9 protein-coding genes are annotated in these 12,444 nt (G+C 58.8%); 1 reads left to right on the top strand and 8 read right to left on the bottom strand.

What is annotated here, in order from left to right; all coding sequences use genetic code 11:
- Positions 1 to 6 precede the first annotated feature (6 nt).
- Entirely contained in the window at positions 7 to 891 is an 885-nt protein-coding gene (locus TRIHO_RS23440; RefSeq protein ID WP_082705262.1) for a pPIWI-associating nuclease domain-containing protein, read from the top strand.
- On the opposite strand, the gene TRIHO_RS20775 is transcribed toward TRIHO_RS23440, so the two are convergent.
- The 8 genes from TRIHO_RS20775 to TRIHO_RS20815 form a co-directional block, all read right to left on the bottom strand.
- On the bottom strand, positions 850 to 3,204 hold the full coding sequence (locus tag TRIHO_RS20775) for an AAA family ATPase (protein WP_068248358.1): 2,355 nt from the start codon (positions 3,202 to 3,204) through the stop codon (positions 850 to 852). The genes TRIHO_RS23440 and TRIHO_RS20775 overlap by 42 nt on opposite strands.
- A 119-nt stretch (positions 3,205 to 3,323) precedes the next feature.
- The gene (locus tag TRIHO_RS20780; protein WP_068248385.1) at positions 3,324 to 5,237 is read right to left on the bottom strand and encodes a type IV secretory system conjugative DNA transfer family protein; all 1,914 of its coding nucleotides are present in this window, start codon (positions 5,235 to 5,237) and stop codon (positions 3,324 to 3,326) included.
- 14 nt (positions 5,238 to 5,251) lie between these two features.
- On the bottom strand, positions 5,252 to 7,180 hold the full coding sequence (locus tag TRIHO_RS20785) for a relaxase/mobilization nuclease domain-containing protein (protein ID WP_068248359.1): 1,929 nt from the start codon (positions 7,178 to 7,180) through the stop codon (positions 5,252 to 5,254).
- Positions 7,173 to 7,988 carry a helix-turn-helix domain-containing protein gene (locus TRIHO_RS20790; RefSeq protein ID WP_232367855.1) on the bottom strand — a complete coding sequence of 272 codons (816 nt, stop codon included), beginning with the start codon at positions 7,986 to 7,988 and terminating at the stop codon, positions 7,173 to 7,175. The genes TRIHO_RS20785 and TRIHO_RS20790 overlap by 8 nt, the downstream gene beginning before the upstream one ends.
- Before the next feature lie 433 nt (positions 7,989 to 8,421).
- Entirely contained in the window at positions 8,422 to 8,598 is a 177-nt protein-coding gene (locus tag TRIHO_RS23990; protein WP_165595939.1) for a hypothetical protein, read from the bottom strand.
- 634 nt (positions 8,599 to 9,232) lie between these two features.
- Positions 9,233 to 9,571: a DUF736 domain-containing protein gene (locus TRIHO_RS20800; RefSeq protein WP_068248363.1), complete on the bottom strand. Its 339-nt coding sequence runs from the start codon at positions 9,569 to 9,571 to the stop codon at positions 9,233 to 9,235.
- 1,042 nt (positions 9,572 to 10,613) lie between these two features.
- Complete coding sequence (locus TRIHO_RS20810; protein WP_068248366.1) at positions 10,614 to 11,639, bottom strand: nucleotidyl transferase AbiEii/AbiGii toxin family protein; 1,026 nt, start codon at positions 11,637 to 11,639, stop codon at positions 10,614 to 10,616.
- Positions 11,636 to 12,232, bottom strand: a complete 597-nt coding sequence (locus tag TRIHO_RS20815; RefSeq protein ID WP_068248387.1) for a DUF6088 family protein — start codon at positions 12,230 to 12,232, stop codon at positions 11,636 to 11,638. The genes TRIHO_RS20810 and TRIHO_RS20815 overlap by 4 nt, the downstream gene beginning before the upstream one ends.
- Positions 12,233 to 12,444 lie beyond the last annotated feature (212 nt).

The raw sequence follows: 12,444 nt of genomic DNA on the forward strand, positions 1-12,444 counted from the left end.
ACGACGATGGCTCGCCGAATTACTCCTTCACAGTTCCGCAGCAAGATGCGCCAAGCGCAATCCAAAATCCGACAGGCTGAATCGAAATACAAGCAGGCTGTAAACAAGCTCAACCAGGAAATCCGTACTTACAACTCTAAGGTTCGTACCCATAACGCGCGTGTTAGGGCGAACAGGGATCGCTTGCGTAGAGAAATTCAGAAGCTCCAACGAAACTCATCCAAGACCCAATATGTGACGTTCAGGACTTCAGTCTCAACAGTCCAGCGCTCATACACGACTCTTGAGAGCCGTGCAGAGGCGCAGGCTTACGATGAGCGGTTTGACCGCTTTCTTGATCTTTCCGAACGTGAAGCTGCCAATTCGGCGGCAGTGATGAATGTGCTGGATGGAGAGACGCCAGAAGAGCAAAGCGAAAGCTCTCTGCTCGAATCTGGCATTGACGATATTCTCAAAGCCATCTCTCAAGACGTTTTTGATCGTTGGCATGGCGCTCTGTTTGCCCTTAGCCCCCAAAATCCAGATGCCGCTCGTCATTTCTGCACTAGCGCCCGCGAACTCTTGACAGAAATTCTTGAGAAATTTGCGGCTGACGAGGAAGTAAAGAACGCGCTTCCTGATTGCGAACTCACGCAACAGGGCAAGCCCACCCGTCGCGCGAAAATTAGATTCTTCTTTTATCGTCACGGCATCGCCGACGATACCGCCACTTCATTTGTAGATGATGACATGGAAAACGTTGTCCAGCTCTTCCGTGTCTTCAACGATGGCACTCACGGCTCTTCGGGCAAGTTTGCTCACGCGCAGTTGATGGCAATTAGGGCTCGTGTCGAAGACGCCGTATCCTTCCTATGGAGCATCATTACTGGCAGCGCCTTCGCTGCCGCCTGACGTATTCTCGACCATTGTTTCGGCGCTATCCGTCGTCGCCACATTAGCATTGGCGGCAAGAGCAGCGGCTTCGACCACAATTTGCTGCGCTTCGGCTTCGCTTGCGATGGGAAGTGCCACGTAGTCATCACCCATCATCATCTTGAAGTGACCACCATGTTCCGACTCTTCAAATATTCTCTGGAAGACGTTGAGGTATCGTTCAACCTGGCCTGCGTCACACGTCATGTGGAGGTCGTCGATGGCAAAATGCGATCCGTCATTCACCCATGAGAGTAAGGTGTTGCAGATCATCTTGTCCCTGCCGTCGAATTTTTCAATAATGTCCTCGGGCGTGATACCGCCGTAGAACTTGAAATAGTGTTCCAGAATTCTGCGCATTACGTTCTGTATGGCCGTGTCCGATGGCGGTTTTTGTCTGACCTCTTTCCATAGCAGTTCATAGCTCGATTTGATTGGATTTTCATCGAAAGAAATTAGCTCTGATCTCTGCGACGTTTTGCGCACTACCCAGAACGTCTCATCTTTCTTTTTGCCTGCTCTTCGGTTTTTGTCGAATGTCACTTCCTTGTGGAAGTAGATATTGTGCGTGAGAACAAAGACCTGTTTGATCGGGCTGGTACCTGTTCTCATTTCGGCGACAACAGCTTTTATTAGATTGCAGACGATGAAAAGTATATCCGCATCGAGGCTCGAAACGGGGTCATCGAACACTACCACCTTGTCATTTGTGCCGCCGCTCGAACTGAACGACCCGCCGACCAGGTAATAGAAGTAAAGGAATGTAATGAAGGATTTCTCTCCTTCACTCAGTGTTTGTTTTGCATCGCTCCCATTCGCCCGTTTGACCTCGTAGAAGCCACTCGTCGAGCTTTCGGCAAGGTGGAAGTTGGTGAATCCGAATGAGCCTAACAGCTTGTTGATTTCATCGATCGTTGGCTTGATGCTGGTGATCTTGCGTTCATTCTCTTCGATTTCTACTTGCTTTTCCGAAAGGCTCTTGGTTTCCGTTTCTATCTGAAATTCAAGCCCTTTGATCGCTTTGTCGAGCCCGCCTGTTTCAGATTTGAATTTATCGTAAATCGCCTTCGTGTCTTCGAGCAGCCTTTTCCAAATCTGCGAAGTAAGCTCTTTTTTTCTGGCTGCAAGATTGTCGATGGTGTCGTTGTTGGCTTTGATTTTCTTGTTGGCCGTCACGATGTGGACTTTCACCGCCGCAAGCAGCGGGTCGGTATCTATAAGCGTTGCTTGGGCGCTAGGCTCTTTCCGCTTCGCCGTGACGTGCTCAACGTTGCTGTCGAGAGCCAAGCGAAGAGCTGCTACATCCTTCTCGAAGGCTTCGCGATCAAGGTAGGGTGATTCAACAATTTCTGACGCGCCATAAGCGGTCAGAAGGTCTCTCGCGGCACTGGTGTAGTCGGCAAGCAGCTTGTCGATCGCCGCGAGGTCTGCAACGTAACTCTCATCAAAATATGCCTCCAGGCTCTGCCTGAAGGCTGCATCTGTCTTTTGCTGGCAAAACGGGCACTGGTCTTCCAGTTGGTCGAAATACTGCCGACCTTGTTGTACCCAGTCGCTATTGCCGAGCTTTTCAATCAGTGCCGCGATATCCACGTCTTCTTTGCCGATGATCCTCTTCTTGAGGATCGCCGAGCTTTCCAGTGCTGTAATCTTCGAACCATCCTGATCGGGCAGAACGGTTGCCTTGGTCAGCGCGCCCGAGAATACAGTCGTGGCGTCTTCACGAAGCTCTGAAATATCCCTTACTGTAGCGCCGTTGCTTGACGCTTCTGTGAGATACCGCTCGCAAAAATTTTTCTTGTTGCTGTTGAGCCCCGTGAACGCCGTGTCCAGGCCATCGAATTTCTTCTTTGCGACCCAGACATCCTCAATGAGCTGTGCTGCGAGAACTTCTCGTTCTTTCTTCTTCCCGCTAATTCCATCATCGCCACTAAGGTTCTTTCGGAGGTTGCCGAGCTTCGCTTTGATAGCATCGGCTTCGACTTTGAGAGTCTTGATCTTCTCGGCGACCTCAACGTTTTTTCCGAAAGTGTAGATGCCCTTGATGTTGCTTTCCGCATCGAAGTGTTTCTCGACAAAATCCTTGTTATAGACGCGGGTTTCCAGTGGACTGCCGCCTGCCCAGGTTATTTGGCAGTCAGGGAAAGTTCCCGTGCCCTCGACAATTCGCGAAATCGTTGTTTTGCCTGAACCGTTCGAGCCGAAGATGAAGTTGAGTTTCTTCAACTCTTTAAGTTCGGTGCCTGCGGCATCGTACGCACCTTCATTTGCCAAACGGATATTTTCAATCATTCGTTGCTCGCATTAAGATCTTTGTGGTTGCAGCTACAAGCTGCCATTCAACCTGATGTTCTTGCAAGAGTTTTGCTCGATGCACTGGCTGGCGCTGTGGATGAACAGACAGCTCGCGATCACCCACCCAACAACTCCTCGATGAAATCCTCCTGCCGGTCGAGCGCCGCCTCCCATTCCTTCGGCACCGCAGCTTCCCGCTCGAGCGTCTCGGGCTCGGGCTGCCCGCGCCCGACCTCCAACGCCATCACGCTCATCGCCCGCGCCTCGCGCCGCTGCGATCTATCCCGGACTGGCGCGCGTTCGGCCGGTTTCGCCTGCTCGTCTGCGCCGGTCTCGTCACCACCATCGCCGCCCCAAGGTCCCACGCCTTGCACGCTCGGCGGATAGGGGAACGGCTTGCCGTCTTGCCGGGCCAGCATGTTCTTGAAGAACGGATCATCGTAATACTTGATCCGGCTTGCCTTGATCGGATGCTGGGGCGAAGCGAGGATGATCACCTCGTCGGGATCCATCAGGCGCGCTTCGGTTTCCGACAGAAGCGGCCGTTCTTCCAGCCGAGCAGAGGTCGAGGTCGCGCCAAGGAATCCTTTGTTGCGGCCATACATGCGGGTCACGGCCTCGCGGGTGGTGCTGCCGACCGCGGCGGAAACCTCCTTTACAGTGCGCTGGTCACGCGGGGTGATGTAGAGCTTCAGCCCTGCCCCGTTCTCGAGGCTCTCGCGGCCTTCGGGCCCGTAGATCCGGTCGAGCGAAGCCAGTGACTGCGCGATCATCGCGACGCGGCCGCCATAGCTCGCCAGAGAATGGATCGCGCGTTCGAGATAGGGCATCGCCCCCATCTGCTGGAATTCGTCAATCATCATCATGACGGGCCAGGGTTCGTCCGGACCCGGTTCGTTGAGCCGGATCGAGGCGATGAGATCGGCGAACATCAGGCGCAGGAGCGGGGCGAGGGTGGCGATGTGATCCTCGGACACCGCGATATAAAGCGACTGCGGGGTCTTGCGGAAGGTCGAGAAATCAAAGTCGCTCGCCTCGGTGGCCGAGCGCACCGCCGGGTTGTCCCATTGCTTGAGGCCGGCCGTCATTAGCGCCTGAATGTTCGAAGTGAGAAGCCGCGACGAAGCCGAGGCCGCGTTGGTCCAGAGCTCGCGCAGGATGTCTTCCTCGGCCTCGTCGGCATAGGTCTTGTACTGGGCGTTCTTGTATTCGCCCCCCGCGACGATCTTGTTGACCTCACCAAGATTCGGCGTTCCGCGCTGGATCGCCAGCAGACAAGCGGCAACGAAGATCGACTTGCCGGCCTCGGAGAAGGTGTCGAGTGTCTTGTTGTCCTTGTCGAGAAAGAGGTCGGCCAGGATCGAGACCTCGGTGAAGCGCTGTGCGAATATCGGGGCCTTGGCGATCCGCGCGAGCGGGTTGTAGCGGTGCGTGGCATTGGCCCAGTCGAAGGGGCTGAAGCGATAGACCTCGTCGCCATTCAGTGCGCGAAGGCGCGCGGTCTTCTCGAAGTTCTCACCCTTCACATCGAGCACTACAACCGAGCCCGCAAAGCTCAGAAGGTTCGGGATCACGAAGCCGACGCCCTTACCGGCGCGGGTCGGGGCCACCATCATCACATGCGGGATGGTGGTCGAGGATATGAACTCGGCTTTGGAGTGCGGCGCACCAAGCTTGCCGCAGACGAACCCTTTGCCGGGGGCCTGCAGCATGTCGTTCTTCTTCAACTCCGCCTTCGTCTGCCAATGGGCCGAGCCGTAATCGTCCCGCTCCTTCTTCCAGGTCCAGGCGAGCGCCAGCGCACCTAGGCCAATTGCACCGAAGCCGACGGCGCCGAAGCCAACCTTGAAGGCTTCGGGATGTGCGGCGCGGGTGCCTGCGCTGGCCTTCCAGAGCGCCAGCATGTCGAAGCTGCCAAAGCCGGTTTTCAGGGCAAGGGTCAGGTAGAAGGCAGCGACGATGGTGCCGATGACAGCGCCGCAGATCACGCCGAAGAGGAGCGCGGCCCAGAGGGGAAGTGTCTTGGTCATGGCGGTCATCCCCCTCAGAATTCCATCTCGTCGTCGAGTCCGCGGTCACGGCCAAGATCCCGGCCCAACTCCTGCGCCTCTTGCTGGCCGCGCAGCCGGGCGACCTGGGTCGCCTTGTCCTGCTGCAATCCGGCGGCGCGGTCGGTGAAGACCTGATCGCCCGTTTCCTCGAAGGTCATCTCCAGGAATTCCTGCGTGACAGTGATCTGGTCGAGCTTGCTCGGGAGGGCCGCATCCAGCACCTGGTAGTTGCCACGGCGTAGCTCGGCCAAGCCCTCCTCGCCCAACTCCTTGAATAGCTCGGATTGCAGGGTCCGCTCGACCACCTCTTCCTGTTCCTCGGTTAGCTTGCCGTCGCGCAACATGTCGGCGAGGTCCTGCAAGTAGGGATTGGGCGTCCGGTCATCCTCGTCGATGAGGGGCAGAGTCGCCTCCTCCTCATCGGCAAGGGTCCGGCCGATCTCGACGCCCATCTCCTTTGCTCTTTCCATCAACGCGTCCATCACGCCGTCGACCTTTTCCAGCGCGGCATCCAGTTGGTCATCATTGGCCGTCTCGACACTGAGACCGTCCTTGGCCAGCACCGCGTTCATGTCGCGCTCGACCCAGTCTTGCGCCATGCCGTAGTTCCGCGTGCCACCCGCCGCAATCCGGGCCACCAGCTCTTCGCTGTCCATCCCAGCCTCGTCGGCACGCTCGAAGACGTCACGGAGACCTTCGTCATTGCCGGACTGCAGCGCGGCAATCAGCACCTCGCTGCCCGCCCCCGGCGGATAGGGTTCCTCGAGCTGCTTGCCGAAGCGCGCGCGTAAGTCAGGGTCCGGCACCATCTGCGAAAGGTCCGCGATGATCGGCGCGGCCTTGGCTTCAAAAGCGGCACGCTCGACCGGGTCCAGTTCCTCGGCCTTAAGCCTCAGCGCCTCGATCGTGCGCTCGGAATAGTCGATCGCGTCACCGACGGTCTTGATGTCCTTCATGTCTATCTCTCCTTCGGTGAAGTTCCACGGCGTGCCGGAGCCGAGCCCGTCCGCCATGCCGCGCACGGCGCGCGCCATGTGGCGTTGATCCATCCGGTCCAGCAGGTCGGCGAGGTTTCTGTAGTCCTTGGCAAAGCCCACCACCTGCCCCTGCGCGATGGCGGACTCCTGGGCCGTCATGACGATCTCGCGCGGCAGGCGGGCCTCTTCCTTGGCGCGATAGATTTCCTCGATCCCGGCGGGCTTCTCGAAGATGCCGCGCTCGAGCCGGGTGGTTGCGTCGAGCATGATGCCATAACGTTCCGCGATCTCGGCCTGCTTCTCGCGCATGAGCTGCGGCGACATCACGCCCTCGGCCCAACACGAAAACCAGGTGCCGTCTTCGACACCGCGATTGTTCAGGATGATGTGGGCATGCTTGTGCGCCCGGTCGTCATGGACCGCGAGCACATAGTCCCACTGGTCGCCGTATTCGCCGCTCTCGAAGAAATGTTCCGTCCAGTCCATCGCGATGTCGCGCACCTGGTCGACCGTCACGTCGGTCGGGAAGGACAGCAGCATGTGGGAGGTGAAACCGAGCTTGGTCGAGCCGCGCCAGGTCCCGGCCCAATCCTCGATGATGTCATCTTTCTGCTCTTCAGATAGCACCGCCGCATCGGTCAGCGCATTGGTCATCGTCGAGTAGGTGTAGACGGCCTTGTCGTTGATGTAGGAGATTTGCGCCCTGAGCGAAGCACGCGTCTTGCAGCCTCCCGCCCGGATCCGCTTGAAGACCGCCGCGCGGCTCTGACCCGACGCCGCCTTCAGCGCGTTGCGCGCCGACAGGGATCCGACGCGTGTGAGACTGCGACCCTGCCGACGCCCTGCCAGCCGGGCGTCGATCCGCGCTGCGGCCTGACCCCGGATGCGCTCATCCTCCCAAAGCCGACCCATGACCGAGGTATAGAGGGCGAGAGGATCAGCCATTTCGAGAGTTCCGGTTCTTCAGAAAATCATCGGGTATCGCCGTTCGTGTTCGAGGCTTGCCGAGAGGCAGCGAAGGGCGATCCAATTCTGAACCGGAACTCTCACGCACCAACCTCAGACCGCTCCCGATCGCGCGCGGGTCATCCTCCAGAACCGCGCTCTCCGCCCCCTCCCCTTCTTCCTTTTGCGGCCACTCTTGATGACGCAGCGCCTGCGCCGCATCCTTCATCCGGCCCATCTCACGGCTCATAGACTGCGCCAGATCGAGCAGTTCAATCAGCACCGCGCGATCTGCCTCCGAGACCTCCAGCCGACCGCGATGGACCGCCTTGGCGAGCACCAATCCGGCGTCGCTCACATCCTTCGCCTGACGCCATGTGGCGCAGAATTCCGAGAGCAGATCACGGGGTACATCGAGGAATCCACACCGCCCACGCAGCACCGCATTCAGCGCCTGAGACCGGTTGGCAAAGCCCCGTTCGTGCCATTCCGCATCGAAGGCTGCAAGCTCGGATCGGCTGGCCCGGAACGCCACCGTCTCGCTCGGATCGCGCACAGCGATGCCCTCGCCCGCCTGCTCTTTCGCGAGCCGGTTCACGTGGCGCGGAGAGATGCCGAACGCCGCCGCCAGCTCCTTTGCGCTTTCGCCCGCCGCAAAGCGCCGCGCGACTTCGATGCGCTCTTCAAGCTTCAGGTTTTTCGCTGGCCTCGGCACTAGGACGTTCTCCCGCTTCCCAGAAAAGGATGCATGCGCAGACGCGCGCGAGGCAGCGATTGCCCTGGGTCGCGTTCGCGTGCGGCGGAGCATTCAGCTTTGCGGGAAACGCCCATGACAGACCCCTCGGACAAAATGTGCAAACATTGGCCATATCCTGCCAACGTCTTCCTTCTCTCCTTCGCTTATACTTCAATACATCACATTGCGCAATATAACGTTTTGTATGTTGTGTCTTTTTGCTGGCAATAGGGTGCACTCAAGACTGCTCCGCAGCGCGGCATGGAACGGACGCAGTCCTCATTGATGCGCGGCAATTTGGTCGAAAAAATCTGCTGAAACTTGTGCTGAAGCAGCAGGCGATGTCAGGCAATCCGAGCGCTCGAGCCGGTCACGGGTCGGGCACCAGGAACACGAAGACGGCCCGCGCGGGATGGCGCGGGTCACGCCCGTTTAGGGCGTCACAATGTTGGTAAGTATCAGCGTCAAACCCCTGCGGATCCGAAGACCCGCAGGGGTGTCTGGGTCAGTGACCCAGACCCTGATTGCGCAGATCGTCGTAGCGGCTGCGGGCGATCAGCGCCTCGGTCTCGAGGCTGTCGAGGAACTCAGGATGGGCGTCTTCATCGAAGGCGGCGAGGTAAGCATCGAAGGCCATGTCGGCTTGCAGTTCGGCGAGGTCGATGGATTGTTCGAGTGTCATGGTGTGATCCTTTCCGTTGATCGTCGTTGGACGGATCGTGGAAAAGACCGGGGGCATGAGAGCGGGCTGCACCCGGCACGGGGCGGAATGAAATGGAGCACGCCGGGGGCAGGTTTGTTGTGAGCGATGCACCGCAGCGCTCAAGGCGCAGCCGTCCAGAAACCTGCCCCCGGCGTTGCCGACCGCTCGACCCCGGGCTAGCGATCTCTGAGGCCAACAGGTCGACGGAAAGGCGCGCGGCGGTGGCCCTGGCTTGAGACGTTGCCCCCCGGACGCATGACGTTTATCTGCGGTTTACACCCTCGCGGTACAGGGTGAGTTCGGCGCCCCTGGCAGCTTCGCCAAGACGACCCAAGCGCGGGTTGCTCGACTGAGAGAAGGAGTGCGCGTGCCTCGCTCAGCTGGCTCCCAGTTCTCCCTGCTGACATTCGGGTTCGCCTCGGGTTCGCGCGATCCACGCTGTCACCGAACAGGGCGATCGGAGCCGCATCTGCGACCTATCCAGTCTGACTGCCCGACTCTATGTCCGCGTCCGAAATATGCCGCGTTCTTCGGACACGGGTTTCGGACCCGAACTGCTGCCATTCCTCAGAACGAGAAAAAGCCAGACCGCCGGAGCGGTCTGGCCCTTGGCTTAGGCGGCGTCTTTCGGGCCCCAGGGGATGATCGCCTGCAAGGACAGATCGTCCTGGTTCGCGGCCTTGCCGAGGTTGGCGTTGAAACCGTGGTCGCGGATGGTCAGCGTGTAGTAATCGGCGCCGGTCTCCTTGTTCTGCTTCTTCCAGATGCCGCCGCACTCGACCAGCTTGCCGCGCGGGGAGCGGCCGAGGACGCGGTGCGTGGGGGCCATCGGGTTCGTGCTCGCGACGGGTTCGACCGTGATGTCGAGGTCGAAGGTCAGGGTCGAGATGGAGCCGACACCCTTGGCGGTTTCGATGTCGGCGCTGGTGAATTTGATGCAGTTCGTGGTCATTGCTCTTCTCCTTGTTTGCGTTGCAATGATGGTCACCTTGCAGCTGGCCAAGGCCTGGCCACACCGAAGGCGAAGCGCAGCGGAGAGGGGCAGGCGCCGGTCTTTTTGCCTCGCGAGGAATGACCCGCAGGGTCAGGGGAAAAAGATCGGCGACAACCTTTGTGGACGGGACGACAGCTGCGACCAGCATGTCATGCAACTCAGACATCGGGAGAAGCGCGGTGGCCGCGAAGGAATGTGGGTGAACAGACGAGGGAGATGCCAGGGGCGGCGTCTTTTCTGCTCTTCCGCTCCGAGAGACGCACCGGACGAGTTCGAGCTTTGCCGAGCCTTGCCTTACGCGCCGGGACGGCTAGCATCCGTGGCACCGCGATGTGTGTCATCAGGCAGGGCAGCATCAAGGAGACCGTCGAAGCCTCGATACCCTGCTCGACTCACCCGGATTTCGAACGGGAACCGATGCCGCGCCCAAATGCCCTGCAATCTGCGCATCGCGCCGATCACCGGCCTTTTGCCAGCAGCGGCCAGTGCGATCCGGCGGTAGTCGAACATCCCTTACGGTCAATGATGGCAGAACAGCATGCCCGGCAAAGTGAGGAGGAACACTGGCTGAGACGCAGCGGACGAAACCATAGAGGCGGCCCACCTCGCCCCAGAGACCGTTACCGAACGGCCGAGATGAAGTGTTGCCACGACCATGCGACGGCTGGTCGGGCTGGCTCCGGAGGAGACGGCACGGCCAGCAGCACGTCGCAGGGAGAGGCGGCGGTTCAGCTCGGGGAGGTCGGCTGCTCGCAGCCGGACGAGTAGGGCGCGGTCCTGACCAAAGGGCAGGAGGGGCCAAGATCATCAACACCTAAACTTTGCACATCACAAAAACTAAACACCGCTCGAGACACCCGGCAGTCCGCAACAAAGATGGGATCACTTTGAAAGCCGGTTTGACGTGTTTCGTTTTTGCTCACCATGGGTATGCAACGAAGCCAGAAGCTGAACCTTCTGGCGATCACGAGGACGCCGAAAGCAAGAAACTTGCCCCACCTCACTCAGGACGCGTATTGGCCTGATCTTGAAGAACCATCAGACGAGCCATTAAGTCATCGAAAGCGATTGCGTCTGACTGAAGCAGCCCCGCTTCCTGCATTTTCCGGTAGTCTTGGGCGAGCGCCTCCAGGGCCTCACCCTCCGGAATCAGACGAAGCGATCCTGAAACAGCGTCGGCATAGCTAATCGTTGCACCCGCATGATCGGTTTCGCGAAAAAAGTGCTGTTTGTGCTTCGCAACATCTTGTGCAAGCGTCTTATCCTCCAGCGCCCGTTCAGCGATACCTACAGCCTGCAGGCGATCAAGATCGTACCAGTGACGCGCATATCGGTCGCCGCCTCGAAACGCACCCCGCAAGCAATAGGCATGGATGGCGGTCGCCTTCTCCCAAAACGTCCGTTCGGCCATCATCACACGAGGCGTGGCGATGGGCGTAAGCAATTCCGGCAGACCCTTAGAGAGGTCACAGATGACTTCGTGACGCTGTGCCGGTTCACCTGTGGACCTTGCACCAAATTCCAACAAGACCGAGGATCGAACATATCCGCTGCCACTGCGCACCGCATCGTAGTCCAGATTGATCTTGTCACCTTCTACACGGATTGCTGCCGAGAGCGCCGCTGCACTGACCTTGTCCGACAACATTGGGGCAACTTTTGACCCAACCAAGTCGCCCAAGCGATCCCGAACGGCTTCGGTCCATTTCTGAGCTTGCGAGCGGTTTGGCGGATATGGATCGTCTCGATCCTTGATCAGATCGGGAATGATCTGCCGGATGTCATATGTCAGGTCGACATCCTCTGAAAACCGGTCGATCGCCTTGTAGACCTTGGAAAGCGACGTTCCGCCCTTGAAAACTAGGTGTTCGCCGAGATCACTGTCGAACAAGGCGTTAAGAACCCAAACGACCCAGACGTCCTTTTCCAACAGGTCTGCAGGCCGCCCCAGTTTCGAGGCGGCCACTTCCAGCGCGTCAATCTTGTCTTCGCGCGACAGGGAAAAGTAAGTTTGGCTTTCTGTCATTGCGATGGCGCGAGCGCGCTAAGTTCCTTGGCCATCCAGGTTGGCGCAGAGGCTCGAAGGCTCAAAAGCTCGCGCTGCTCCTCTTCGTTCAACGTCGCCTTGATACGCCTCAAAGCCTGAGCAGCTTCGGTTTTGCCGAAATAGGCAAGCGCCCGAAAGGCGTGCCCGGCACGGCTGTTGGGCGCACGAAGCTGCCAGCTCGGCACATGTTTAAGCTCGACGCTTTGCGCTCCGAGCTTCAGATGACGGCTCGGCCCGGAAGTCCAATAGACTTGACGGGATGGATTCTGTGTCGAAATACCGAGCAGGTTCGCTGCCGACGCCCCGCTTTGCGACACACGCTCACCGGTTGATTTCGCAATGTGCTCAACCACTGCCTGAACCGAGGGTGCCCGGCTGCCGAAGCGGGTTTTCACAGGCAAGGCAAACAATCCGCGTCTCACACGCAGAAGCTCCCCACGTCGAACCAAACGCGACAGCGCCTGGTCGACCGCGGCACGCTCTCCGAGGTGCAACAACTCCCGCGCCGACAGGGTCGCCCCCTCCGGCAGCGCTTCAGCATAGGCCTTGATCGCTTGAGATGTGGTTTGCATGCTCGCCTCCATGTGTCAGATATATAGCTTAGTTTCCGACAGTTTTCAATCTGAAGCTTCCGTGGGTCAGTCAAGCTTAGGACCAGATCGCACTATTGGGACACCTTCCCCGAGCCTCTGAGGCACAAGGAGGAGATTCATGACGACGGCAAATCATGACCAATTGGGTTCGCGTTGTAAGGCCCACATCGACCAAGCGACAAGAACGGCCC

It is taken from the genome of Tritonibacter horizontis (genome assembly GCF_001518015.1).
In the GTDB taxonomy this organism is placed as follows: Bacteria; Pseudomonadota; Alphaproteobacteria; order Rhodobacterales; family Rhodobacteraceae; genus Epibacterium; species Epibacterium horizontis.